This window comes from Candidatus Seribacter sulfatis, assembly GCF_964187635.1.
GTDB classification, from domain to species: Bacteria; Verrucomicrobiota; Verrucomicrobiia; order Opitutales; family Seribacteraceae; genus Seribacter; species Seribacter sulfatis.
In genome coordinates this window covers 20,968-47,710 of sequence record NZ_CAXLMO010000011.1, presented here as the reverse complement: position 1 = coordinate 47,710, position 26,743 = coordinate 20,968, and the positions used below count along the sequence as shown (strand labels likewise).

Sequence of the window (26,743 nt, the reverse complement as noted above, 5' to 3'; positions counted from 1 at the left end):
TGCCCTCGCACAGGATCCATTAAACCAGTCATTTTGGCGCTATGATATGAGAAGATTAACTTCGGAGGAAGTGCGGGACTCGGTCTTAAATGCATGCGGTACCATTAACCTGGAAATGGGAGGCCAAAGCGTAACTCCTCCGGTGCCCGAGATAATTCTAGCAGGTTCTTCGGTGAAAGGAAAAGGCTGGGGAGCCTGTACTCCCGAACAAGCGAATCGAAGAAGCGTTTATGTGAAGGTGATGCGTTCTATGCAAATGCCTTTGCTTATTAACCACGACATGGCAGATACCGACTCCACCTGCCCGGTGAGGTTTAACACCACGGTTCCCACACAGGCTCTGAATATGCTGAACGGTAAATTTATGAATGACTCTGCCAAGTCGTTTGCAAACCGACTGCGAACCGAGGCAGGGAAAGAACCGAAGAAACAGGTTGAACACGCGTTAAAACTGGTTTTTTCCCGCAGTCCCCATAAAGATGAAATTAATGCCGGTATAGAGATGATGAAAAATATGAAGAATAAATTTAGTCTTTCGGAAGAGGAAGCCCTGGATCGCTTCGCCTTGTTAGCTTTAAACCTGAATGAATTTGTATACCTCGATTAATTATGAACGAAAAACCAGAAAACACATTTTGTAACCGTACACACCGAAGAGAATTCCTAAAGGATATAGGAGGAGGCTTTGCCTCGCTCGGACTGACCGGAATGCTTGCCCAGGACGGATTCTTTGCGAACAAGGCAATGGCGGGAAGTACATCATCCTATGTGAATCCCCTCGCTCCCAAAAACTCAGCTTTTCCAGGAAAAGCGAAGTCGGTTATCTTCCTGTTTATGTACGGTGGACCCAGTCAGGTGGACACTTTTGACTACAAACCTAACCTCTACCCATTGGATGGAAAAACAATCCAAGTTAAAACTTTTGGACGTGGAGGAAAAAGAAATGAAAGCCGGGTGGTGGGTCCAAAGTGGAAATTCAAACCCTATGGAGACTGCGGTAAGTATGTATCCGATCTTTTTCCTCATGTCGGATCCTGTGTAGACGATATTGCGTTTTTACACTCCATGAAAGCCGAGTCCCCCATTCATGGCTCCGCTATGCTGATGATGAATGCAGGCAACCTTCTTTCCGGGCACCCTTCCCTTGGATCCTGGGTAAACTACGGACTGGGCAGCGTAAATGAGAACCTGCCAGGTTATGTGGTGATGCTGGATAAAACCGGAGGCCCGATTAGTGGAGCCAAGAACTGGTCCAGTGGATACATGCCGGCAAGCTATCAGGGAACCGTATTACGCTCACAAGGATCTCCCATCCTTGACCTAGAGAACTCGCATGGAATACCCCGTTCGCAACAGCGTACCATGCTGGACCATTTGCGGACGATGAATGAAGGCCATCTCTCCGAACGGTACGACAACACCAATTTAGCCGCTCGAGTGGCATCCTACGAACTTGCTTACAAGATGCAGGCATCCGCTCCAGAGGCTGTCGATGTGGATAAAGAGCCCGGCCACATTAAAGACCTATACGGTATGGACGGATCCAACACCGAAGACTTTGGGCGCAAGTGCTTACTTGCCCGCAGACTTGTGGAACGGGGAGTACGATTTATTCAAATTTATTCAGGAGGACATCACAATGACAACAATTGGGATGCCCACGGCGACTTGGTCAAAAACCATTCCTACCATGCCGGAAATACTGACAAACCAATTGCCGGTTTACTCAAAGACTTAAAACAACGCGGACTGCTCGATGAAACCCTTGTGGTATGGGGCGGTGAATTTGGACGGCAACCCACGGCTGAATATAAAGAAGGAACTGGACGCGACCACAACTCATGGGGATTCACCATGTGGATGGCAGGTGGTGGTATTAAAGGAGGAGTGAGTGTCGGAGAGACGGATGAACTTGGGAGCGAAGCGGTGAAGGATCGCTTTCATGTCCGTAGGTTACACGCAACGATTTTAAATCAGCTGGGCTTGGATCCTAATGCACTTTCGTACTTCCATGGCGGACTCGATAAAAGCCTCGTTGGAGTAGAAGGTGCGGACCCAATTCATCAGGTCATTGCTTAACTTTCTCAGTTTAGCACTTTCTCTTTTAGTTTATCTTGTAGGAACTGCCATTTTCAGGCAGAAAGTATCCTATGGTGAACCTAAAACAAAGTAAGCCGCTCCTAATCGATACTCCATTTGAACAATGGCAACTGAAAGGACTGCCCTCCTATCGAAATAAGCAAATCAGAGAGTGGATTTACGAAAAAGGCATTCTCGATTTTGAAAAAATGAGTAATCTTTCACTCGGGTTACGGGAAGATTTAAAAAAGGAGTGGGATCTCATGCCGATGGAGTTATCCCGAGAACAAGGCTCTGAGGATACTACTCAAAAGTTTCTGTGGAAATTACGCGACGGGCAATTAATTGAGAGTGTACTCATACCCGCAACTGAAGGTACAAAGGGAGTACGGGCATCCCGGCTCACCTTATGCGTATCCACTCAGGTGGGTTGTGCACTGGGATGTAAATTCTGCGCCAGTGGGCTAGATGGTTTAAAGAGGAATTTAACCACAGGGGAAATTATCGGCCAAATTCTCATTGCACGGGCGAAAGCGGGTCGAAGAATTGACAATCTGGTTTTTATGGGAATGGGAGAACCGCTTGCCAATTTACCGGCCATGATTCCCGCACTGGATCAAATTTTATCTCCCGATGGCTTAGGGATTGGAGCGAGGCATATCACTCTCTCTACCAGTGGACTCGTACCCAAGATTCTTGAATTAGCAAAATACCCCGCGCAAATACGACTGGCGATTTCTTTACATGGAGGTGATAACCGAACGCGTGAGCAAATTATGCCAATCAACAAGCGCTACCCGATCGAAGAATTAATCGATGCATGTGAAAGGTTTATCGAAGAACGGAAAAAAATGATCACCTTGGAATATATTTTGATTAAGGGAATAAATGACGACCTTGGCCAAGCTATTCTACTGGCCAGGCATGCACGGCGATTAAATGCAAAAGTGAACTTGATCCCCTATAATAAAGTGGAAGGGATGAAGTGGGAAAGACCGGAATTATCACAAATTAATGCATTTCGATCTCAAGTGGAAAAAGAAAATGCACCTCGGGTAACCTTACGGATGGAAAAAGGACACGATATCGACGCGGCCTGTGGACAGTTGAGACTAAGGGAAACTGTAGAATCCTGCTAAACCACAAAATAAGGAAATGAAGCAGTTGTTTTTAAATTTCCTTTAAAAACACTTCCCGAATAACTCCAGTGGTTGCATAGGTACATATTCCCAGGGGGACAGACATTTCGATCTCCCCATAGCGCATAGCTACCTTTCGACCCTCAACTTCGCAATCAATTACCTGCTCGTCGTTAATCCATACAGAGATTTCGCTATCGGTCGCACGGAGACGAATATCATACCATTGGTTATCCTCAAAAATATAGGCATCACCCGTTTCATTTTCTGACGCGTCAAAATCATCAATACTGGAAATACCGATTAGGGAACCTCCCCAACCCCCTAATATGAGGGTGGCATGAGATTGCTTAAATGGAAATGTTAAGCCGCAAAAGAAGTCACTCCCCATTGTTCTTTTAGCTTTGAAATGAATTTCATAATTTACAACAGGCAAAGGTTCACCTTTCCAATGGACTCCCGAAAGCTCAGCACCCATTTCCAAAACAAGACTGCCATTTGCATCAATCATAACCTCTCCTTTTCCGGCGAAATCGGTCGGCTCCCAATCTTCCAAACTGGATCCATCAAAAAGCCATCTCTTATTATCAATCAATGAAGACGGAAGCATTTTCTCTGGCAGACAAGACAGCATACAAAGTGACAGCACAAAGCATAGGCCAAGACGTAGTAAAATGGAATGAATCACTTTCAATTTCATACTGTAATCCTTGAATATGTCAGTGGTATCGACAACCAAGAACTCATTCTAATGGTAAAAAAGATAAGTAAGCCCGTTTTAAAATTTAAGGCCTTTGGATAACTTCGATCTCATACCCGTCCGGTGCATCCACAAAAGCAAAAATTGAACCGGAAGAACTGGTTGTCGGACCATCACTTAAAGGAACTCCGACGGACTGGGCATGGGATTCAAATTCGGTCATACTTTCGACCTCGAAAGCAAGATGCATTAGGTCTTCCTGTACCTCAACGGTACCGGACCCTGGGAAATAAGTAAGTTCGATTTCCTCATCACTATTTGGCACGGTAAGGAAAACCAATTTGGAACCCCGGGGGGATTCGTGGCGCCTGGAAACTTCCAGGCCGAAGACCTTATTGTAGAATTCAACTGATTTATCTAAATCACTCACCCGCATACGGGTATGAAGAAATTTACAAACTACTGCACTCATTAAAACAAAAAATAAAGGCTGAGTTAAAAAGAAAAAGTTACTTTATTTACCCCGGCTTCCGAGCATGCATTTAATACACTCACTGCAGATTGATGCTCTGCAATACCGGAGGATTCAATTTGTACTTTTAATTCCGCTTCCGCTTTGGTCTTTGCTCCCGAAGAAATGAGTTGATCCCGCATTCCTTTTTGAACCTTGAGGTTGGAAACTAGGTCAGGCATTTCAAAATCGAATCCATCCTCAATCTCGGACCCATTTAAATAAACCTCGCCCTGGTCTCCAATTTTAACATTAAGCATATCCATAGGAGTAACGTCGCTACTCTGGGGCTTTCCGGGCAGTTGAATAGATAACTCCGCCTCCGGTTGTTTAAGCATTGTCGTAACCATGAAATAAATAAGCAGTAAAAAGGTAACATCAATCATGGGGGTCAGATCAACTTCATCCTCGTCGGCTAAAATTTTCTTTAATGTTTCCATTCGATTATGTCCCTACTTGCCAGGTTCCAAAAATGATATCTGCCTGTCCCGCATTCCCGATCACCTTCATTACATCCTGAACCACTGCGTGGGTGACTTTTGGGTGAACCCGTAAAAAAACCTTCCATTCCGGATTTCGTTTTACGGCTGTTCCGATTGCATCCATATCAATTTCCTGTTCTCCCCAATAATATTTCTGTCCGACAGGAGTTTCATCGATACTGATAATTGTGCGCGGAGGAGGCTGTTCTTTTACGCTTGAATTTCCGGCAACAGGAAGAGCGGATAATTCAATATATTGTTCAGACATTCTTTGTGCGACCACCATAAAAAATACGATCAATAAGAATACCACATCAATCATGGGAGTTAAATCAGGCGAGTCATTGGACTCGGGTGGTTTGTATCCACTCATCTACACTTAAATAAAATCAATTATGCTTGTTATGCAGGGGGCATTGGCGGTGCTCCGGGAGCTGGAGGCAAGCCTTCCTCGACAGGAGCTTCCTGCACCTCTTCGTAATATTCTTCGCCTGCCTCTTCTCCCCCTTCAGCAAAACCACCTCTTGCAGCACGCACTAAAGTGAAAACCATTTCCCCGGCAATTCGATTTACTTCTGCCACAATTGTAGCAAATTTTGTTTTGTAAATGAAATAAGAAATTAAAGTAGGAATTGCAACCACCAGACCCGCGGCAGTAGTCCATAAAGCACTACCAATATTTCCCGCCATCTTTTGACTCGATTCTCCGCCCATTCCCGAGCTTTGCAAAACTTGGAACGCACCGATCATTCCGACTACTGTTCCGAGAAGTCCCACCATTGGAGCAATCGAACCCACAGTATTTAACAAATTAATCCAGGTAAAGGGTTTGGCCAATTCAAGCCCAGATGTTTCCTCCAGTCCTTTCTCGATCGACTCGATATCCAATTCATCATCCTGAATCCGTGCAAGTCCACCTTTAAGAACAGAAGTAACGGGCAATTTATACTGTTCGCAAAGTGCCATAGCACCCTCAACATTAAGGTTTTGCAGTTCCTGCATGATAGGCTGAACCACATCCTCCTTTACAAATGCTTTTTTTCGAATCGCGATACCATTATAAATGATCAGTGTAAAACCGGCTAATATTAATATGATAAAGGGAACCAAGAAAGGCCCCAAGTTATCAACCAGGGCTGAACCAAAGCCCTTTTGTTGCGCGTGAACCACATTAGCAAAAAAACTGGGGGATAAACTGGAAAAAATAATTCCAAGTATGCTGAATTTACGGATTGAGCCAAGTTTCATAATTTTGATTGTTTTAAGGTCTAAGAATTACGGGTAAGGGGGGATGGGTCAAGAGTAGGATTAACTCAGGTGGCGGGGATTGCGTCTAGTCGTTTTTTACTTTCAATGGCCCATTTTGAACCCTTGTAAAAAATGGAGACCTGTTTGTAGACATTGATTGCCGCCTCATTTAAACTTAATTTTTCATAGGCTCCACCCGCCATCAAAAGGGATTCCGGAAGCCAATCTAGACCGACGCGGGCACTCACAATTCCTTCGGTTACTTCCAAAACAGACTGACGATAAAATTCAGCGGCTTTCAATTCGTTCCCGCTTTGCTCGTATTGACGTGCGTACTGAACACGCAAGAGAGCACGAATCAGTTTATAAAGAGAGTATTCATTTGTTTGCCGAGCGGGTGGTTTTTCGTCTAACTTTTTAACCGTCTGCATCGCAGTATTAAATATTTTACCGGCCGCTGCTTTATACCGTGCATCCTTTAATGCTGCCTTGGAATAGGTTTCGTATAGTTTAATATAACAATAAATCGGCCAAATTTCGACTATCTTGGCATGGGGACTTCCCGGAGACTTTTGTACGATTGGTCCCAACCGGGCGTATTCAGAAATTGCATCGTTATACAAACCCTGGGTTCGTAGCGAATCGGCAAGTTTTAAATAAGAGGCATGATCAGCGCTATTGTTTCGAATCGTTACTTTTTGCAAAAGAGCACGGGCAATCTTGGCAGATTTTGAGTTGGCTCGAATCATTTTACTGGCGAGTTCAAGTGACGCTTCCGAGAAATCTCGGTATCCGTAACTGTCCAACTTATTTAAGTTTAGACGTGATAATAAATAAAACGCTTCATTATACTGCTCCATGGCAATTAATGCTTTTACATAGATCAAGCAATTATCATGGATGGCAAAGTATTGCTGGGGTATATCAAGAAAGAGCATTACTTTATACATAATTGGTCTTAAACTTGGCAGAAGTTCTTTGCTGTACTGTTCGTTAGAAAATGCTTGAAGAGTTTTCATCGCACCCTGTGGCCAAGCAAATGAAAAACCTTGAATATTCTGTTTCTTCAATCCGCGAAGTTCCAGTTGCATCCTTCCCGCACCGTCCATGGAGGCATAAATAATGCCTTTCTGCCCATCCACCCCTAAGAGAGTGCCAGCCTTTGCTGCATTTCCAACAAATATCTTAACCGGTAATGCACCCGAATGGATCTTAAAGTAGTCCTGATTGGCTTGAGCGCACAAATTAATGTGACCGAAATAAAAGCTGAACAAGACTGTAATACAAGTTAAATACTTACTCATTTAAGAAACTTTCTCTGCCAATCAACATACTGTTTTTCCACTTGAGTAATTTGATCAGATTGCCCGGTTTGTTCGTAACAACGAATTGCTTGTTCGTAGGATTTGGAAGCCCACTTTGTTGCACTTGGAAAGTTAAGGGTTGTGTCCAGGTAATAATATGCTGCACCAGCATGATCGCGAATGGCGCGTTTGCACTCCCCCATCATGTAGGAGGATTGAGCTCTCTGCTCGAGGCTGGTATCGGTATCGCTTCTTACTTCCTCGAAAGAGGAAACCGCCTGGTCAAAGAGACTGGAATCTTTACTGGACTGCCCCACTTCAAAAAGAGATTCACCCAGGCGAATCCGAGCATCGTTGGCGTTATCATGCCAGGATGAATTAGCAAGTGCAGATTGATAATGGGAGACAGAACTCTGGTAGTCCCGCTCCTTTTGCTTTGCTTGTCCCAAGAGGTAGTAAGCATCAAAAAGAAATTCGCCACCCGTATCTCCGTATACATTTACAAGGCGCTCCATCGCAGATACCGCATCCTCCACCGAGTTTTGGGCAAGTAATTGTTCGGCCATCCAAACGAGAACACCTGGACTTGCCGCAGGGAAGTCACTCTTTTGCGGATTATAACTCCCACCCGCTTTTGAACCAACCCGATCGAGCATTGAACGCATGCGCAATTCAAGTGGTCTGTTCCCTGCTGACTTTGCCTGTTCCAATAATTTTGCAAAGGCAACGGCAGGAGATAGATCCGACGGAAATCCCTTTTTAAATTCTTTGTATTTCTTTAAATAACCCTTAAATTTTGCCATATGAGAAGGGTTTGAAAAGATTGCTCCTCGGGATTTCACCACATCGCTATAAATATCCTGATCCATGCCCTTGTATTGAGAGGAAAGAAATGGCAGCAATTTTTTACGATCTCCAATTATATCCTCAACCGTTCCAGTAATCGTTTCTTCAATTCCCTTCCTGTCACGATAGGTGAATGAAATGGTTTGCCCGGGTTCTTGTAGCTTTGTAAGAAGATCTAAAGTTCTTCCGTATAATTTATCGTATTCATCGTACTTAACGGTGTATTTTTTAAGGATAGCATCGACGCCTACATTACTAGGATCGTTGCCGTACTTTTCAATATCCTTATAATAAAGATTAAGCATGGTAGAGGGACGACCTAGCATTTCATTGGCAAATCCAATTTTTTCAGTGGCTTCTGAAATTCTAGCCCCTTCTGAATCACTAAATTTTTCTGAATAGTCCGAGTATAATTTCACCATGCTTGAATAATAAACATAGGAGGCAACATCATAAAGTTCACCGAAATCGATGGACTTATCTTCATTCAAATCAAAATCGGCAAAAGATTTATCGGATTCAATTCCGATGGTAGAATATTCACTTGATTGCAATACTTCGTCTTTATTTTTGTCAAACGTAAGGTAATTTTCCACGATTCCGTCCGGATTTTCTGCCACTCGCTCGATCAGACCGCCTTCATTAAATGTGGCATCTGTAATTAATTTAATTTCCCGTGACTTTTCCCGAACCAATGAATAATTGGCCTGGGCATTTTGTATTTGTTCGTAGGAAGGTTGCTCGTCAGATTTTACATCGCTAATAGCCAAGTCACCCAAGCTCAGGTATGCCTCGGGGACCATTTTGTCTTCCGGGAAGTCTTTCACAAACTGTTGGAAAAGCCTAATTGCATTTGGGTTATCAGTGGAACCCTGATACGCGACTGCAAGGCGAAATAAAGCGTCTTTGGCAAACTCATCGTCCGGGAAATGACGGGCTTTTCCCCCATCGCTCCATTTATCATTAATCGATTCTTTTCCGGACGAGACTATTTTTCCTCCCCCTGACTTATCGGAAATTTTCCAGATTGAACCATTAAACCACATGAAAAAGCCTTCCCCATTTACAAAAACAGGCTTTCCATTCTTTTCCTCTCCGTTTGGCAGGTAAACCCCATTTGGATTCGGCAGCACTGCGACCTCCTCCTCCTCGACCTCTTCGACTACGGGAGCCTTTTCAGGTTTTACTTCGGGTGCAGTTGTGTCTGTGGTAGCTTCAGAAACCGATTCAGTCTCATCGCCACCGCAGGAAACCAAGAAAAAAGAGAAAGGAAAGAGAAAGAAGATACGGTATATTTTATTCATTATTCCGATTCCTCCTCGTCTTCACTATAACTTGAACCTCCAATCGGAAGCCCTTCAACGTTTACCCCGACCACCGCACCGAGCAATGGCTTAGCCTCTTCAAACTTACCGGAGGCAAGCAATGCCAATCCACTCATGTAATGAGCGGTCGGCATAGCGGGGCTTTTAGTAAACTCACTACGATTTACATAGCCTTGGGAGCGATTCATCGCACCATTCTCAAATCCGGCAAATTTTTCCAATAATTCTTCGAATTTTCTGCGCTTAAAGAAAACCGATCCCATCATGCCAACAAAATCCTTCGCATATTTGTGCTCAGGCATAACTTCGATGAAGTCATCACAAAGTCCAAAAAAGCGATTGTAGTATTCTGCGGATTTAACTTTTGATTTTTCTGCCCGGTCTTTTTCTGCAGTTCCCATTGCGGATTGTAAGCTGACTGCAATTGCTTGAAGGCTTTCCGCTTCCTGCCTGTAGGCATTCGCCATAATAAAAGTAACATCCGCCCGAAATTTCTTCCAGTCCTTATTTTGTAAGTATTCTTCTCCCAGCTCGATCGATTTTTCTCGATGTTTTACAGTATTGGCAGACGCGAAGGCCGCATAAATAAAATTCTCCACACTTTCATGTTTTGGAAAGTCTTTGTAGAGCCAATAAAATCCCCAAAATGACTCCCAGTCTCTTTTGGTAACTTGAAAATTATCCGCTTTTCTCCAGCGCAAAACGGTAGTGAATGGAGGTGTATCCTGAGCTAACTTGAGTTGACCTTTGGCACTGGTCAGCTTCATGGCGATGGCATTTGAACGCTCTTTTAAAATTTCCAATCGACGCTTGGGCATTGTGTTTCCCTGTAACGCGATCAATTGTTCATATTGGGAAAGTTCTGTCTGTAATTGCTTCTGCCTTTCGGTATAAAATGCAACAATTTCCTCCGTTGTCATGGTCAGAGCATAAAAAAGTGAAGCCTCCACATGTCTTTCCTTATCTTTAAGTTGAGCCGCCCCCTGCATTAAATTGACATTCAGGCGAAGGTCATAACGGGCTGGGGTATCTCCAGATAAACGGGGTAATAAAGGAAAGACTTCATCGATCCGCTTGGTCTGCACGAACATTTCAGTGAGACAAGAAACTGCATATGCAGAACGGTCTTCATCCTTGGCGAGATCGGCATACTTCAATAATTCCTTGAAGGATGGTTCTCCTTTAACCCAGTTTTGCTCGATGTGATAGCACTGAGCTTTACCAAAATAAAGATTCATCAGTTCGCTTCGTTTGACAATCTGCTTACGGTAAGGTTTTGATGTATCCAAGAGTAATTCGATAACAATTGCGGCTTCCTTCCAATCATGAAGAGCACGAAGACAATCCGTTCTCTTTTGCAAAGCCATCACAGCTTTTGAATCATTGGGAAACTTATCCGCAAAAAATCCAAATGCTCCCGATGCTTTCTCAAGGAAGTCCTTATTTCCCGTTTTTGCAAAACTCTGTAAATAGCCTACTCCACGAACAAAACCAAATTGTTGAAGGATTTTTTCCACCTCCGGATCTTTTTCGTTTTCAAAGCGACCCTCCAATTCATCCAACAGAGGAGAAGCACCCGCAAAATCACCCTGACCAATAAGTGCCTGTGCCTCGGTAATTACTTGGCGCAGTGGCATATCCGCGGGACTCTGCCCCAGCGAGAGGGAATACGAAGAAATCCAGACTAAAATACAGATTAGGAAAGGCGAAATTAAAAACTTTCGAACTGTTATTCTTTTAAAGGGCATGTAAAAGTGGTAAGAGAAAGATGATCATAAAAGAGACTCGTTCATTTTGTCGCAAGCTTTTTTCTACTATTGAAAAAATGAGGGTGATCTACCTAAAAAAATTCATGTGCAGCAAGGGCATTGAAGTACAAAATGACCTGTAGAAACTTCTTCCATGTCTAATTTTTTTCCAACACTTTCAGGATAAAGAGATGAACCCACACGATGCCCAAAAGCACAGCCTGATGGAGGGTTGATGGGGGAAGGAACATCTCCCGGAATAATCACTCTCTTCCTTTTTTTGGTGGGGTCCGGGATCGGAATAGCCGAGATAAGTGCCTTCGTATAGGCGTGTGCCGGCTTTAAGTAAATCTCTTCCGCAGGCCCAATCTCAACGATCTTTCCCAAATACATGACCGCAATTATATCGGATACATGCTTTACAACCGCTAAATCATGAGCAATCAAAAGGTAGGTCAATCCAAGCTTAGATTGAAGATCCATGAGCAAATTAAGAACTTGGCTCTGCACGGATACATCTAATGCAGAAACTGGTTCGTCGAGGACTAAAAGTTCGGGCTGCAGAGCCAAAGCACGGGCGATTCCAATTCTCTGCCTCTGTCCGCCCGAAAATTCAAACGGATATCGATTTGCTGCGCTTCCAGATAAGCCAACCTGTTCGAGTAACTCCGCCACCCTTTCAGAACGAACATTTTTTTCGACTATATGATGAATATCCAAAGGTTCCTCCAATATTGCACCCACGGTCATGCGGGAATTGAGAGATTCTGCTGGATCCTGAAAAACCATTTGCACATTTTTACGAAAATTATTTTGAGCCTTTTTTCCCGCTATTTCCTGGTTTTTAAATTTGATCGAGCCAGAAGTGGGTTCAACCAATTTTACCACGGACTTGGCCAAGGTCGATTTCCCGCAACCGGATTCACCCACCAGTCCGAGTGTCTGCCCTTTTTGTAATACCAAGCTTACCCGGTCTACTGCCTTACATGATCCGACTGCTCTGCGAAAAATCCCTCCCCGGACGGGGAAGTGAACACGAAGGTCTGTAATTTTTAGTAATTCCTCGGGTGCATTCATAAATTCGAACATAGGGGACAAGATTCTACCCAATGCCCTTCCGCGACTTCCTGCAAGGGCGACCTTTGATCAAGCAGGGCCTGTGGATGTACTTTTCCACTCCGTGGAGCAAAACGACAACCTTGGTTTAAGTCAGAAAGACCGGGAACCATGCCATCGATTGTGGAAAGTTCAGTCTTGGGTATTCTATCCAATCGCGGGATCGAGGAAAGTAAGCCACGGGTGTAGGCATGTCTTGGATTGGCAAAGAGTTCGACTGTGGATGCTCGTTCGACTATCCGACCTGCATACATCACACAAACCTCATCGCAAGTTTCGGCAATAACCCCAAGATCGTGGGTAATTAATAAAACGGAAGACCCCAGTTGTTTTTGCAAAGTTTGCAGAAGTTCAAGAATTTGAGCCTGTACCGTAACATCTAATGCAGTGGTGGGTTCATCTGCGATGACGAGCTTTGGTCTGCATGCCAACGCCATGGCAATCACAACTCGTTGTCTCATTCCGCCCGAAAGTTGGTGGGGATATTCGAAGGCACGGCTATCGGGTGCTGGGATTCCCACATCATGGAGCATTTCTACTGATTTGAGCCAGGCTTCTTTTACTCCAATTTCTTGATGTAATAAAAAGACCTCACTCAATTGATCGCCTATTGTCCGAACCGGATTTAATGCATTCATCGGTTCCTGGAAAATCATGCCGATCTCATTTCCTCGAACCTGCCTCATTCCATCTGCAGATAATTCCAATAAATCTTTCCCCTGAAAATGGATTCTGCCGGATGTTATTTTACCCACGGGCTTGGGCAATAAGCGCATAATGGACAGAGCGGTTACACTCTTCCCACATCCTGATTCTCCAACCAGGCCAAGAGTTTGTCCGAGCCCGACCTGAAAATCAACTGAATCAAGTGCCTGCACGCGTCCCTCGTCCGTCTCAAAAGAAACCGAAAGCCCTTTTATATCAAGCAATATATCAGTTTCCATTCAGTCTGCCTTTTCGCATTTGGATATCAATTGGACTGGTACTTATCATAAATCCGAACGGTCGGTTGATCCGATAGAACCTCGCCTGCCAATTTAGCCTTGAGAATCGTTTTCTTTTCGGACTGATCGATCCAAAAAACCTGAAATTCTTCATAATCACGGGTTTCTTTTGGTCCCCAGTCCTGAGGAAACTTAATCCAATTCCAGTGACCAATCCTAATCCATGGTTTTTTCCAGGCTGGAACCCAAACCCCATGTTCATGGATCATTTCACTGAGTTGATGGGATAATTCTGTAATTCTTTCAAGGCTTTCCTCCTCCCGATATTGATTAATTAGATGATCAATTTCACGCACTGCAGTTTGCGTAAAATTATTGGTGCTAGTCTTGATTACTAAGTTATCCTTTAATCGACCATCCTTACGATATTTCGTATCCCCATCCTGCTGATACGCATTATCGGAATGGAAGGGTTCCCAATATCGGGGGAACAGTTCCACAAAAGAATTAAAGGCGGAGAAAATAACTTGGTGATTCTTTTCCCCCGCGGTCTTCCATGCAGCCGTACTCTCGAGAATTTTGAGCTTTATTTCCAAGCCTGCCTTCTTGGCCTCTTCTTTAAGCACAACCAATACATCCTCGAAATGCTTATAGCCCGTTACTATTTCAACCGACAATCTTTCACCTTTTTTATTAACCAGTATTCCGTCTGGGCCACGCTTTAAATATCCGGCCTTTGCAAAGTGTTCGACTGCTTTCTCCACCGAAAAAGTACGGGCCTGCAAGGTGGGGTGCGAGCGGGCTCCATATCCATCTGCCACGGTGTTCATCCTAACATAATCTCCCCGGAAGATCTTTTCCAAAACAAGCTTAAAGTTCATTGCATGGTGAAAGCCAATTCGAATGTTTTGGTTATCTAAAGGCGCTTTTTGCGAATTAATTCTCAACGCATAAGAGGGGGGTGGAGTTTGATTAAAAAAAGTGACTTTTGATAAATATCCGTTCTTCACTAATAGATTCTTGTCGGTTAACTTTTCATACCAGAACTCCGTTTTTGCTAAACCGAACATATCAATCTCGCCCTTTAGAAAAATTTCAAATGCTTTGTTATAATCACGCACTACGCTTACCTTGATCTTGTCTGGATTAAAACGGTATCGATAGAATTTTTTCTGATCTGCCCACCAATCATTTTGCCGGACGAGAGTGACTGATTTCCCCTTATCTATATTCTCGGGGGTTGCCACATAAGGCCCTGTGGTAGGCTCGGGAAGCCACTGATATTTATTCAAATACTCACCATCTAACTCACCATAAAAATGTTCCGGAACAGGACGAAGGGATACCCGCTCAACCACATCAGGTTTTGCTTTATAATAAGTGATTGAAAAGGTATGGCTATCAAAGAGAGTAACCTTGAGAAATTTATCCTTCCCAAAAAAATCATTATACCATGGAGCCTGGATATGTTTACTTCGCATGTAATAAAACAAAAAGAAAAAATCACTGGAACGAACTGCTTTCCCATCACTGTACCGTGCATCAGGATCCAACCGGAAATAAACCGTCTTGCGATCATCCGCAACCGCCCACGAACTGGCTAACCCGGGATAATATCCGTCCGAATTGGGGTGAGACATCACTAAACTCAGGGCATTATAATCTGACAAATAACTTCGAAAGGCCCCATTTGCATCTGGTCCAATCGTTCGTAGCGTCCTCGGAAAATCTCTCATGAAAACATTCCAAGTGCCTCCCCTTTTTGCGTCCGGTGAGGAGAATTCTTCTTCTCCCAAACCGTCTTTCCAATTTAAACCAGCAGGAATTTCCTGGAGGGATTTAATAGCAAAACAATCCGCATGACTTTGATAAAATTCCAGAACATCTTCTGAACAATGAGCTAGTAATGGATGGGGGCGGCCATCCATGTCCACTAATGAACCCGGATCTCGATCAATCTGAACAGAGTTTGCTGAAAAAACAGAATCCAGTTGAATCGATGAGTTTCCTTCATTTAATTGCCTGCTCAATTCTCGGGCAAATTCCCTCCCTAGCTCCCGGGCCAGTTCACGAGCAAATTCACGATCCACTGGCAGACCACTTTCTCCAGTTTGCCTGGAAGGCTCGCTTCCAGACTCGCGGGGTGGTTTAAGTTGATGGTCTTCGCAGCCATTAAAAAACAACAGGCTCACGAAAAAAAAAGCGGTATAGTAAATCTTATTAATTTTCATATTATTCATAAGTTGAGAATTTCTTGGGATCGAATGCTTCCCGCACTGCCTCCCCCACAAAAGTGACCAGGGTTAATGTAAGCACCAATATTGAAACTGAGGAAATTACGATCCATGGAGCAATGCGGAGATTATTCACACCCTGCTTCAGAAGTTCCCCCCAACTGGGAGTTGGAGGAGGCAAACCATAGCCAAGAAAATCCAAGGCGGTAATGGAGGAAACCGCGGCCGCAATTGTAAAGGGGGCAAAAGTGACCAGGGTGGAAATCACATTGGGTAAAAGATGGCGAAAAATAATTCTGGCTGAACTCGCCCCAATTACCTTGGCCGCAGAGACGTAATCCCTGGCCTTTTCTTTATACACTGCCGCTCGAATGTAGTATGTCATTCCAGTCCATGAAAAAAGGACCATAATGAGTAATAGAGAGGAAACTTGCCAACCAGTGCCCCACCAACTCGGCATTACAGAAACCAAGATAATTACCATGTATAAAAAAGGAACATTTGCCCAAATTTCAACCAGTCGTAATCCAAGCATATCTGTCCTTCCACCAAAGTATCCCATTATACTACCCGCACAAATTGCGATGAGATAAGTTAACAGTAAATACCCCAGAGAAAAAGTCATCGCGATACGAAAGCCATAAAGCAACCTAGCAAATACATCCCGTTCCGTTTTGTCAGTTCCGCAAAAATGCCCGGAAGAAAAACTCGGTGGTGAAAATCCAGTGGAAGATTCTTTGGCATAATCCATCTCATAGGGGCCAAAGGGAACGATTGGCATAAGTAACCAATCGTTGGAATTTTCTTTTTCAAATTTCTTTTGGAGGTCCCGGTAATTCGTTTCATATTCATAATCAAAACCAAAAAATTTTCCGCTAATCTGTTCGCCGTAGGTGGGAAAGAAAAATTCTCCTTGGTAAGAAACAATCAAGGCCCGTTTATTCACAAATAATTCTCCCAAGAGACTGAGGCTATAAAGCAATACCAAGAAAATAAAAGACCAATACCCACGCTTAATCGAACGAAAGCGACGAAGCTTCTTGGTGGTCAATGGATTCAATTTAATCATGGTTTTCATTCGAAACGGACACGGGGGTCCACCATCGCCACTAAGGCATCCGACAGGATGTTCCCCAAAAGCATAAGAGTCGCAGAAAGAGTAAGTACTCCCATAACTACAGGATAATCCCGATCGATTACCGAGTTAAAACCCAACAGCCCAAAGCCATCAATATCGAAAATAGTTTCAATTAAGAAGGAACCCGTTACGAATAATGTCACTTGGTGCCCCACATTGGTTGCTAAGGGGACCAATGAATTTCGCAGAGCATGTTTGCGGACGGCATTACCAAATGAGACACCCTTCGCCATTGCGGTTCGAACATAATCTGCAGATAAATTGTCCATCAGGTGATTTTTCATCATCATCGTAACGAATGCAAAGCCACCAATCAAATAGCAGCATAATGGTTGAAAACTATGTTCCGCTAAGTCTTTTAATTGTTCGAACATCGACAATTGTTCATGGTTTTCACTCACTAAGCCCCCCATAGGCAACCAATCCAACTTTACAGAAAAAAATAGCAGTAAAAGAGAACCCAGCGCATAACCTGGAACGGCATAGCCCACAAAGATCAGAATCGAAGACAGATCGTCATAGAGCGTGTTATGCCGAACCGCCTTAAAAATCCCCAAGGGAATACAGACTGCATAGGTAAGAAGAAAAGTCAGAAGTCCAAAATAGGTTGATACTGGTAATCGCTCCGCGATAACATGAAGAACCGGTTCACCAAAACGGGTTGATTGACCAAAATTTCCTTGCAGAACGCCTTCATGTTGAGTCATGAAAAGCTCCGCCACCGGAACCGCATTTGATTGATCTGGGCTTCGTTCCTTCATTCGAACGTTCCAATTTCCCAATAATTCGGAAAGATTCACAATCGTGACTCCACCCAACCGATCTCTTTTCAGGATTACCTTTTCCCGAGCCCCCTGAATAATCGAATTTGGTTTATTGATTTCTTCATTATCTAATTCGTTGTCCTGGTTTTGATCCAAGCTATTAAAATTAATATATTTTAAAATAGTGGGAGGTACCTCGTCACGTTGTAAATATCCATCCCTATCCCAATCCAATTGAGCAAGTGGGAAACTGGGCAAACTTACCCGTTCAGATAATTCCAATTCGTCTCCCAAAAAGCGAATCTGGCGAAATTCAGTTTCTCTTGGCAAAATGCCAAGCCAGATCAAATAGGCCTGCCAATGAGGTTTATCAAAACCGTATAATCGTTTCATTTGTTCCAATTGCTCTCGGGAAAGTGCTTGATTTGAACCAGAACTCCGTCCCCCACCCCCTTCTTCAGAAACTTGTTGCATTTGCATCATTGCCTGTTCGAGCGGACCGCCGGGCGCCAGTCTGGTAATCGCAAAGACCATAATGCTGATTCCGAGAAGAGTCGGAGGAATCAATAATAGCCTTCTGATAAAATAATCTCGCATGTAACGGGTTTCTTCCTAGTCCTTTCAAGGAGATGGGGCAAAGTCAAATCTTTGCACTTTCCAATTTTGCTGATTCTTTTGCTTGCCAATAGTCAAGTGGTCGTCCCTTTTTTAAAGGATCAATTACCCAACAAACAGTCTAGCTTATTTAGGAGATACCAGGAGTTTTTTTATTCGGGTTCTCTTTTGCCTTCTGCTGGTATCATGCGGAGAAACTAGCAGTGTGGACGATGCCTCCCGTAAGGGAATACTAATCATGGGAAATAGTGGCGAACCCAAGGGATTGGATCCCCATATCGTGAGCGGAGTTCTCGAAAGCAATATTATCCGTTCACTTTTTGAAGGACTGGTCGAAGCGCATCCTTCCAAAGATGGAATTGCGATGCCCGGAGTCGCGGAAAAATGGTATCCCGTTGACCCTGCTCGACCGGATGAATGGATCTTCGAACTTCGCAAGGATGCCCAATGGTCGGATGGAGAACCTCTTACCGCGGAGGATTTTCTTTTTTCCTTTCGCCGCCTACTCACCCCTGCCCTCGCCTCGGACTATTCTTTCATGCTTTATTACATTAAAGATGCCGAATTCTATCATAAGTCCCAGCGTTCCTACCTGCTTTTCCGTAAAGACGCCAACTTTACTGAAGATTGGTGGTCAACCTTCAAAAATGTGGACTTCGGCCCGAATGAAAAAGCGGAGGAAAATTCTTTCAATTTTATTGGTCTCGATAAATTGACTCTAACTAATTTAGAAAATCTACTGGAAAATCCTTCGCTTTTTTTATGGCCAAAGAATCTTTCTCCAGAGATTCGACGATCCCTCATCATGAAAAACCTGAATTTTGAAAAAGGGGATCGGGGTCAATTAAAAAAAGATGAGTTAAAGGATTTATGGAAATTAATTGAATTGGGTGCCACCGCCCCGGACATGCACACCTTGAGGGTAAAACTCAATTCACCCATTCCATTTTTACCCGAGATCACTAAACACTATACTTGGTACCCCGTGCCTAAGCATATTGTTCTGAAGCACGGCACTATTGGAGAACGGTTCACTTCTTGGACTAAACCCGAAAACCTGGTTGGAAACGGAGCCTTCATCCTAAAATCGTGGAGATTCAATGACCATATTGAAGTGAGCCGTAACCAACATTATTGGGACAAAAGTAATGTCGGTCTCAACGGTATCCGGTTCCTCCCCATCGGCAATCTCTACACGGAAGACCGAATGTATTTTGACGGTCAGATGCATGTGACCTACAGCATTGCATCCGAACTAATTGAATACTCCCGAAAAAAATATCCAGAACATGTCCGTAGTGAACTTTATCTCGGCACTTATTTTATTAGAACCAATGTTTCCAATAAACCTTTTACAGACCCCCGGGTACGACTTGCCTTCTCCTACTCGCTCAACCAGAAATCACTTATCGATAATGTCCTTAAAGGAGGACAGAAGCCGGCCAGTGGACTGGTTCCTCCCTTCGGAAATTACCCTGCCTCTGACACCGTGACATTTGACCCGGAACTGGCCCGTAAGTTATTGGCCGAAGCAGGATATCCAGGCGGCAAGGGGTTACCTGATATTGAATTTCTTACTACGGATAAGGAATCTTCAAAGGTTACTGCAGAGGCATTACAGGCTATGTGGAAGGAACACCTCGGAGCCACGATCAAGATCAAGCAAATGGAATGGACTTCCTATATTACCGCGATGTTTGCAAAGGACTACGACCTTGCCGCTGGTGGCTGGATTGGTGATTACATGGACCCACTCACTTTTCTCGATATGTGGATGAAAGGGGTAGGAAATAACCGCACAGGTTGGCATAATGAAGAATTTGAGGACATCCTGGGCATGGCTGCCCAGACGGGAGAGGCGGCCAAGCGATACGAACTGCTCGCTCAAGCCGAAGCACTTTTTCTTGGTGAGCGGCCTATACTCCCGGTCTATTGGTATACACGCAATTATCTTCTTCACCCTGATGTAAAAGGATGGAATCCCCTTCTTCTCGATAATCATCCGTACAAGTTTTTACGCTTGCAACCGGGTGCCAACAATAGAAAGGACTGAACTAATGCTCCGCTTTCTAATCGGTCGGGTACTGCAAGGATTTCTTGTTCTTTTCGCTCTTTATACCATTACCTTTTTTCTGGCCAAGGCCATGCCAGGGGAACCTTTTACATCCGAAAAAAATATATCTGCGGAAACGAAAGCAAACATACGCAAACTTTATGGATTGGATAAACCGATCTGGGAACAATACATAGTCTATCCAAAAAATATAATAACGGAGGGTTCATTCGGGATTTCAACGAGTAAAGGAAGGCCAGTAATTGATATTATTGCCCAGTCTTTTCCTAATTCATTAATGCTTGGCCTATGTGCTCTTGGCTTCGCAATCGGAATAGGTGTGCCGATCGGCATACTTTCGGCAGTTCGGAAAAACAGCTGGATAGACTGGTCGTGCATGGCGGTGGCAATGATTGGCATTTGCATCCCCTCATTTACAATCGGCCCGCTCTTGCAAATCTATGTGGCGGCCCATATTCCCGGACTGAAGGTGGCCGGTTGGGGAAACTGGGAGGACATCCTTCTGCCCGCCTTTACCTTGGGACTAGTCTCCGCCGCTTACCTTGCCCGCCTGACCCGGGGAGGCATTCTTGAAGTCCTGTCCCAGGACTTCGTTCGAACGGCACATGCAAAAGGGGTGTCTCCAACCCAAGTAATCCTTAAGCACACATTGAGGGGTGGCCTTCTCCCGGCAGTTGCCTACCTTGGACCGGCTTTCGCTGCCTTGATCAGTGGTTCGTTTATCGTAGAGACCATTTTTCAAGTTCCGGGAATGGGACAGCACTTTGTAAATGCAGCCACTACAAGAGATGAGTTTCTTCTCTTAGGCCTGTCACTATTCTTCGGTTTGCTCATTGTGGTAATGAATCTTCTCGCCGATCTGCTCACCGGATTATTGGACCCTCGCATGAGACAAAGCGGAGGGACCGATTAGAGACATGACTAATCAAGATCAAGCGAATCCTCAAGGTTCCTCTCTTTGGAAGGATGCCCGGGCCCGCATGGCGAAAAATAGATTCGCGATGGGGGGACTCTGGATAATCATCCTTATGTTCTCACTCTGTTTTATTTTCGCATGGTTTTGTACAGACCCTAACCAGGTCAACCTCATCAATAAGTTTGCCTCTCCTTCGCTGGATCATTGGTTTGGAACCGATGCTCTCGGGCGCGATCTATTTGCCCGCATTCTCTACGGCGGACAGGTTTCCATTCTCGTTGGCTTAATCGCCACAGCCGTTTCCGTTGCCATCGGAATCGTTTATGGAGCTGTTTCAGGTTTCGCAGGGGGAAGAACGGATGCAATCATGATGCGCGTAGTGGATACATTGCTTGCCATACCCTTCCTGGTTCTCGTTATCGTACTACAGGCAACATTAAGTGACTGGTCTGGGGATGCCACCCGATGGATCGTGGAAAATTTCAAATGGGATAAAGAATTCACGGGACGGTTAACCAATGTAATTCCGCTCTTCTTCGCCCTCGGTCTACTAGGCTGGCTTACCCTGTCCCGAATCGTGCGAGCCCAGGTGATGAGCATTAAGGAACGCGAATTCGTGGAAGCAGCAGTGGCACTGGGATACGGAAAAGCTCGCATTCTTTTTCGACATATTATTCCAAATGTTCTTGGTCCCACAGTTGTCTACTCCACCCTTACCGTTCCAGGCTTCATCATGTATGAAGCAATTCTCTCATTTCTCGGATTGGGAGTGGAATCACCAAATAGTTCGTGGGGCGTTCTAATCAAAGAGGGTTCCAATTTTTTGGAAACTGAAGTTCAACTTCTTCTTTTACCAGGTCTATTCTTTTCCCTCACTCTCTTTTCCCTTAATTTCCTAGGAGATGGACTTCGGGATGCACTGGATGTAAAAGCTGCCAAAGACTAATGAGTTTGCTTAAAATAAAAAATCTGAAAACTTATTTCCACACCCGTGCGGGCACGAACCGGGCAGTGGACGATGTCAGTTTCTCGATTAATAAAGGAGAAATCGTAGGGGTGGTGGGAGAATCGGGTTCAGGAAAGTCGGTCACTTGCCATACCTTACTTGGACTTCTGCCCCAACCCCCCGCAAGGGTGGAAGGTGGAACTGTAACCTTTGATGGTGGAGAACTCCTTACCCTCTCCCATTTACGCCTCAGAGAGATCAGAGGGAAGCGGATATCAATGATCTTTCAAGATCCCATGAGCTGTCTGAACCCGTACTTGAAAATTATTGATCAAGTAACCGAACCCATTCTCATTCATGAGCATGTCTCACGACAAACTGCAGAGGCGCGTGCGATTGAGATGATGAAAAAAGTCGGGATAAGAGATGCCGAATTAAGAGCCCACTCCTACCCTCACGAATTTTCCGGCGGTATGCGACAACGAGTCATGATTGCCATGGCATTGGTTACCAAACCCGATCTTTTATTGGCAGATGAACCAACCACCGCACTCGATGTAACCGTACAAGCCCGTATCCTGAAGATCCTTCACGACCTGAAAGATGACCTCGGAATTGCAGTGCTCTTCGTAACCCATGACCTTGGTGTAGTCGCTGACATTGCCGACCGGGTAGTGGTAATGTACCGCGGTAAGATTGTCGAACAAGGGAATACCCGTGATATCTTTGAAAAACCATCCCATCCCTACGTAAAAGGACTTCTTGCCTGTAGACCCACTCTAGAAACCCAATATCAAACCCTTCCCACCGTGGACGATTTTCTTCAGTCGGAAGTCGGAGCGGACGGTTCTTTTATTCTCAGTGAACGGACGGATGCAAAAAAACGACTGGCAGGGCTTCAAAAACAACTAAAATGTGAAATTTCGGACAAGGATATCCCGACCACTCTACTACAAGTTAAAGACCTAAAAGTACACTTTCACTCCGGAGGTGGATTCCTGGGAAAACCCCGCAGGACGATTAAAGCAGTCGACGGAGTCGACCTAACAATTGCAAAAGGTCAAACCCTTGGACTGGTCGGAGAATCCGGATGCGGAAAAACCACCCTCGGGCGGGCCATACTGCGCCTGCAAGAATCAAAATCTGGCTCAGTCCTCTACGATGAAAATGAGCTCACCTCTCTGAACCGGTCCGAAATGCTCGGGTTTCGAAAGAGGATGCAGATCATATTTCAGGACCCTTATGCTTCCCTTAATCCTCGCCAAACGATCGAACAAACACTCATCGAACCAATGCTCGTTCACAAAATTGGTTCCAATCATTCGGAAAGACGGGATCGAATAGTTTCTCTCCTGGAGGAGGTTGGCCTTGGGTCCAATTTCCTTCTTCGATATCCGCACGAGTTTTCGGGGGGACAAAGGCAACGAATTAGCGTAGCCAGAGCACTGGCAGTGGAGCCGGAATTCATTGTCTGTGATGAATGCGTCAGTGCCATGGATGTTTCTGTGCAGGCACAGGTACTTAATTTACTTCGTGAATTGCAGCAAAAAAGAAACCTTACCTATCTCTTTATTTCCCATGACCTCAGCGTAGTAAAATTTATGTCCGATGACATGATTGTGATGAAAAATGGACAGGTAATGGAAAGCGGCAATGCAGAAGAGATCTACAAAAATCCTCGATCCGAATACACCCGTGAATTATTGGATGCGATTCCCAAATCGACTCTTTCCGGCTAGAAAATTCTTGTTTTCCACCAGGAAGGATTATTCTACTTAATTAACCCCAATCTTTCACCCGAAAAAAGGAATTGCTGTGCTAATCCGCAAAACTTTCCAAAGTGAGATCGTGCAAAAATTATTTTCTGAACTGGACTAAAAGATTCGAGGTTATAATGCCTATCCAGTGTTTTTGCGATCCAGGTATCAACGGGAAATGCCTCGGATTTCTTGGCTCCAAAAAGCAGTGCACAATCTGCAATTTTCGGACCGACTCCCGGTAAGGAAACCAGTTTAGACTTTGCCTCCGGATAGGGTAAATTTATTATTGTATTTAAAAAAGTAGGTTCATCGTTGAGAATTGAAGCCACTCCACAAACATATTTGGCACGATACCCTAATTTTAATTCCCTCAGTTCTTTCTCTTTAACTTGCGATAATACCTGCCAACCGGGAAAACTCCAAATATTGGGGGCAAGTTGAATACCGAATTTTTGTGAAACCAAATAGCCCAATTCTTTGATTTGCGGAATACTCTTAGCAGAACTTAATAAAAAGTAAAAAAGCATTTCTTCGAATGGTTGATTAAGTATTGTCAGACCCGGGAGGGATTGTATGCATTGGGCAAGAATCGAGTCACTTCGCCATGGTAGGTTCTGAACCGCATCATCATAGGTTTTATCCAACCATAGGTACTCTAGTATTTCGTTTTGGGTGGCTGGAAATTGTTTCGAGGTTCGCCAATGAATAACCCCATTTACTAATTTTAATTCAACTAACTTGGAACGAAATGAACCTAGCCACGTTCCATAATCTGTCGCGCTCCAAGTAAAACTTTGACCTCCTTCCAAAGTCTCTTTTAGCCCGAGAAGAGAAATGTTTTTCGGCTTAGCTAATTCCTTCCAGGGGAACATCGAAAAAATAGTCTGCGAATTAATCGTGACTCCAAAGAAAACTTTTTTTGAGTAAAAATAAGTCTTCATTTGAATTCTTTAATTCAATCTTCCATGCAATTGGTTTCACTTTATTACTGGCCCAGTCTTTTCCGGTGAGTCCAAGAAAAATCTCGTTCTTCCCTTCTTCAATAACCGGTAAAGAAAAGGTAAACCGTTCGATTTCGGTTCGACCATTACGAATCACAGATAAAATAATATTCTTTTCGGTTAGGAGTTTCCGAAAATATTGATTCAGAGAAAACGAGAAATATAGACCTTCTCTTTCTTGATTGGTTCTACAATAAACCATCTTCCCGGTATATTCTTTTCCAGAAAAGTACTCAGGAATGCGCGTCAGTTCATTGGCATTAAAATACCGAAGTGAAACGCGAGTAAGTTCTTTTCCGAAAAGAACCGAGCTATAAAAAAGCGACAGGCAGAGGAGCAGAACAAACTGTTTGCTCACAAAACTACCACAACTCAGCTCTCAGTTGAATCTTTCGATTCTTTCTGAGGGGCTTCTGCTTTTTCTTCTTTGGGAGCAGCATCTTTCACAGGTTTGTCTCCCAAAACATCAGTTGGTTTGGCTTTTTCTGCGACTGGTTCAGGTTTTTTCTCTACCACTTTTTCCTTCTTGGTAGTTGCAGTCTTTCGAACTGCTCTTGGTTTACTGACCTTGGCCTTAGTACTTTTTGACGATTTGCTAATTAATTCTTTAACCGCTAATTTCCGCTTTGCAATGTATGCTGCTCTTCGGCGACGCTTTAAGATTTTGTTGTATTGTTTGCCCATAATGTAGGAATTACTCTGAAGGAAATTGGAACAAGAAGCAAGATTCAAACTCCGCCACCGTGCTTGAAAATTTTACTGAATGTCAATCGGTTTTCCCGATTGAGCAGATTGGTAAGTCGCATCAATAATTTTCATCAGTGCCAACGCCTGGTCTGGAGTGTTCAAAGGACTCTCTTCTCCCGCAATAGTCCGTACAAAATTTTCTGCCGAACGAATTCGTCCCATATCTTCATTGGGCTCAGTTTTAATCGAACGGTTAACAGACCGGCCATGTTCCTGAACATATAATTCGCAATCATCAATTGCCGTATCATCCAAACCATCTGAGCCGAATAAACGACGAATCATACCTCCTGCCTTCTTCCCTTGAAAGGTTACCGATACTTCCTCTTGCTTAACCATTTCTGCCCAAGAGACTTGGAAAGAAAGAATTTGTCCGGTTGTGAATTTTATAAATCCATGAGAGGCACTTTCCACATCTGTCACTCCGTCTGCGACATCAGGAATACCCCAGGGGCCTTTAAAATTCTTGTCCTGAATGAAGTCCGAGAATGTTTGTGCCAACACACAGGATGGCGTCGGGTAGTCCATGTAGTAAAGAGCAAGGTCCACCATGTGTAATAAATCAATTAAGGGTCCACCTCCGGATAATTCCTTGTTGGTAAACCAACCACCAAATCCCGGTATCCCAGTCCTTCTTATCCATTTGGCCTGGGCAGAGTTAATCTGGCCCACTTCACCGGCTTCTATATATTTTCTTAGGGCATATGATTCTGGACGAGCCCGATTATTAAAATTGAACATCAAAGTCTTACCGGCACTTTCAGACGCTTCTTTCATTTGCAAAACTTCTGCCGCATTTAAAGCGGGTGGTTTTTCGCAAAACACATGTTTTCCAGCCTGCAATACCTGTAACGCTAATGGTCGGTGCGTACGATTGGGGGTTATGATACTAACCGCATCAAGGTCAGTTAATTGTTCGAGCATTTGAGCAGAATCTGAAAAGACATGGGGTACATCATAAGTCTCAGCTGCCTTTTTTGCCGCAACTTGATTCATATCACAAATTGCAACGATTTCTGCCCCTGCATTCCGAAAGCCCGCGCTATGATATTGCAGCATGCCGCCGGCTCCGATTATTCCAATTTTAATTGTCATTCAAATTCTTG

24 protein-coding genes are annotated in these 26,743 nt (G+C 44.1%); 7 read left to right on the top strand and 17 right to left on the bottom strand.

Annotated features, from left to right (window positions below; all coding sequences use genetic code 11):
- From ACKPQ5_RS01315 to rlmN, 3 genes are all read left to right on the top strand, one after another.
- A partial coding sequence (locus tag ACKPQ5_RS01315) for a DUF1553 domain-containing protein (protein WP_407677286.1) occupies positions 1 to 607 on the top strand: 607 nt, incomplete at its 5' end.
- Between the two features lie 2 nt (positions 608 to 609).
- The gene (locus tag ACKPQ5_RS01310; RefSeq protein WP_407677285.1) at positions 610 to 2,079 is read left to right on the top strand and encodes a DUF1501 domain-containing protein; all 1,470 of its coding nucleotides are present in this window, start codon (positions 610 to 612) and stop codon (positions 2,077 to 2,079) included.
- A 71-nt stretch (positions 2,080 to 2,150) separates the two neighbouring features.
- Positions 2,151 to 3,218: a 23S rRNA (adenine(2503)-C(2))-methyltransferase RlmN gene (gene rlmN / locus ACKPQ5_RS01305; protein ID WP_407677284.1), complete on the top strand. Its 1,068-nt coding sequence runs from the start codon at positions 2,151 to 2,153 to the stop codon at positions 3,216 to 3,218.
- A gap of 31 nt (positions 3,219 to 3,249) precedes the next feature.
- Here the strand turns inward: rlmN and ACKPQ5_RS01300 are convergent, their stop codons facing one another.
- From ACKPQ5_RS01300 to ACKPQ5_RS01240, 13 genes are all read right to left on the bottom strand, one after another.
- On the bottom strand, positions 3,250 to 3,918 hold the full coding sequence (locus tag ACKPQ5_RS01300) for a 3-keto-disaccharide hydrolase (RefSeq protein ID WP_407677283.1): 669 nt from the start codon (positions 3,916 to 3,918) through the stop codon (positions 3,250 to 3,252).
- A gap of 85 nt (positions 3,919 to 4,003) precedes the next feature.
- On the bottom strand, positions 4,004 to 4,390 hold the full coding sequence (locus tag ACKPQ5_RS01295) for a VOC family protein (protein ID WP_407677282.1): 387 nt from the start codon (positions 4,388 to 4,390) through the stop codon (positions 4,004 to 4,006).
- 23 nt (positions 4,391 to 4,413) lie between these two features.
- Positions 4,414 to 4,869: an ExbD/TolR family protein gene (locus ACKPQ5_RS01290; protein WP_407677281.1), complete on the bottom strand. Its 456-nt coding sequence runs from the start codon at positions 4,867 to 4,869 to the stop codon at positions 4,414 to 4,416.
- Positions 4,870 to 4,873: 4 nt separating this feature from the next.
- Positions 4,874 to 5,284 carry an ExbD/TolR family protein gene (locus ACKPQ5_RS01285; protein ID WP_407677280.1) on the bottom strand — a complete coding sequence of 137 codons (411 nt, stop codon included), beginning with the start codon at positions 5,282 to 5,284 and terminating at the stop codon, positions 4,874 to 4,876.
- Positions 5,285 to 5,313: 29 nt separating this feature from the next.
- Complete coding sequence (locus ACKPQ5_RS01280) at positions 5,314 to 6,159, bottom strand: MotA/TolQ/ExbB proton channel family protein (protein WP_407677279.1); 846 nt, start codon at positions 6,157 to 6,159, stop codon at positions 5,314 to 5,316.
- Between the two features lie 65 nt (positions 6,160 to 6,224).
- Positions 6,225 to 7,463 carry a tetratricopeptide repeat protein gene (locus tag ACKPQ5_RS01275; protein WP_407677278.1) on the bottom strand — a complete coding sequence of 413 codons (1,239 nt, stop codon included), beginning with the start codon at positions 7,461 to 7,463 and terminating at the stop codon, positions 6,225 to 6,227.
- Positions 7,460 to 9,613, bottom strand: coding sequence for a tetratricopeptide repeat protein (locus tag ACKPQ5_RS01270; protein WP_407677277.1), 2,154 nt, complete (start codon positions 9,611 to 9,613; stop codon positions 7,460 to 7,462). The genes ACKPQ5_RS01275 and ACKPQ5_RS01270 overlap by 4 nt, the downstream gene beginning before the upstream one ends.
- Entirely contained in the window at positions 9,613 to 11,271 is a 1,659-nt protein-coding gene (locus tag ACKPQ5_RS01265) for a hypothetical protein (RefSeq protein ID WP_407677276.1), read from the bottom strand. Before ACKPQ5_RS01265 ends, ACKPQ5_RS01270 begins: the two co-directional genes overlap by 1 nt.
- A gap of 213 nt (positions 11,272 to 11,484) precedes the next feature.
- Positions 11,485 to 12,471, bottom strand: coding sequence for an ABC transporter ATP-binding protein (locus tag ACKPQ5_RS01260; protein WP_407677275.1), 987 nt, complete (start codon positions 12,469 to 12,471; stop codon positions 11,485 to 11,487).
- Positions 12,456 to 13,442, bottom strand: coding sequence for an ABC transporter ATP-binding protein (locus ACKPQ5_RS01255; RefSeq protein ID WP_407677274.1), 987 nt, complete (start codon positions 13,440 to 13,442; stop codon positions 12,456 to 12,458). The genes ACKPQ5_RS01260 and ACKPQ5_RS01255 overlap by 16 nt, the downstream gene beginning before the upstream one ends.
- A gap of 26 nt (positions 13,443 to 13,468) precedes the next feature.
- Entirely contained in the window at positions 13,469 to 15,634 is a 2,166-nt protein-coding gene (locus ACKPQ5_RS01250; RefSeq protein ID WP_407677273.1) for an extracellular solute-binding protein, read from the bottom strand.
- 40 nt (positions 15,635 to 15,674) lie between these two features.
- Positions 15,675 to 16,745 (bottom strand): ABC transporter permease subunit, encoded by a 1,071-nt coding sequence (locus ACKPQ5_RS01245; protein ID WP_407677272.1) that lies wholly within the window; start codon positions 16,743 to 16,745, stop codon positions 15,675 to 15,677.
- Between the two features lie 5 nt (positions 16,746 to 16,750).
- Complete coding sequence (locus tag ACKPQ5_RS01240) at positions 16,751 to 18,175, bottom strand: ABC transporter permease subunit (protein ID WP_407677271.1); 1,425 nt, start codon at positions 18,173 to 18,175, stop codon at positions 16,751 to 16,753.
- Between the two features lie 223 nt (positions 18,176 to 18,398).
- Between ACKPQ5_RS01240 and ACKPQ5_RS01235 the strand changes: the two genes are divergently transcribed.
- Genes ACKPQ5_RS01235 through ACKPQ5_RS01220 form a run of 4 tightly spaced genes read left to right on the top strand, consistent with a single transcriptional unit; the run spans position 18,399 to position 23,868 of the window.
- The gene (locus ACKPQ5_RS01235) at positions 18,399 to 20,246 is read left to right on the top strand and encodes a peptide ABC transporter substrate-binding protein (protein WP_407677270.1); all 1,848 of its coding nucleotides are present in this window, start codon (positions 18,399 to 18,401) and stop codon (positions 20,244 to 20,246) included.
- Positions 20,247 to 20,250: 4 nt separating this feature from the next.
- Positions 20,251 to 21,180: an ABC transporter permease gene (locus ACKPQ5_RS01230; RefSeq protein ID WP_407677269.1), complete on the top strand. Its 930-nt coding sequence runs from the start codon at positions 20,251 to 20,253 to the stop codon at positions 21,178 to 21,180.
- Between the two features lie 4 nt (positions 21,181 to 21,184).
- The gene (locus ACKPQ5_RS01225) at positions 21,185 to 22,129 is read left to right on the top strand and encodes an ABC transporter permease (protein ID WP_407677268.1); all 945 of its coding nucleotides are present in this window, start codon (positions 21,185 to 21,187) and stop codon (positions 22,127 to 22,129) included.
- The gene (locus ACKPQ5_RS01220; protein ID WP_407677267.1) at positions 22,129 to 23,868 is read left to right on the top strand and encodes an ABC transporter ATP-binding protein; all 1,740 of its coding nucleotides are present in this window, start codon (positions 22,129 to 22,131) and stop codon (positions 23,866 to 23,868) included. Before ACKPQ5_RS01225 ends, ACKPQ5_RS01220 begins: the two co-directional genes overlap by 1 nt.
- 32 nt (positions 23,869 to 23,900) lie before the next feature.
- Here the strand turns inward: ACKPQ5_RS01220 and ACKPQ5_RS01215 are convergent, their stop codons facing one another.
- The 4 genes from ACKPQ5_RS01215 to ACKPQ5_RS01200 are packed head-to-tail and all read right to left on the bottom strand — an operon-like array spanning position 23,901 to position 26,732.
- On the bottom strand, positions 23,901 to 24,830 hold the full coding sequence (locus ACKPQ5_RS01215; RefSeq protein ID WP_407677266.1) for a DNA glycosylase: 930 nt from the start codon (positions 24,828 to 24,830) through the stop codon (positions 23,901 to 23,903).
- Positions 24,781 to 25,248: a hypothetical protein gene (locus ACKPQ5_RS01210; protein ID WP_407677265.1), complete on the bottom strand. Its 468-nt coding sequence runs from the start codon at positions 25,246 to 25,248 to the stop codon at positions 24,781 to 24,783. Before ACKPQ5_RS01210 ends, ACKPQ5_RS01215 begins: the two co-directional genes overlap by 50 nt.
- 14 nt (positions 25,249 to 25,262) lie before the next feature.
- On the bottom strand, positions 25,263 to 25,622 hold the full coding sequence (locus ACKPQ5_RS01205) for a hypothetical protein (RefSeq protein ID WP_407677264.1): 360 nt from the start codon (positions 25,620 to 25,622) through the stop codon (positions 25,263 to 25,265).
- A 24-nt stretch (positions 25,623 to 25,646) separates the two neighbouring features.
- Complete coding sequence (locus ACKPQ5_RS01200) at positions 25,647 to 26,732, bottom strand: Gfo/Idh/MocA family protein (RefSeq protein WP_407677263.1); 1,086 nt, start codon at positions 26,730 to 26,732, stop codon at positions 25,647 to 25,649.
- Positions 26,733 to 26,743: the final 11 nt, after the last annotated feature.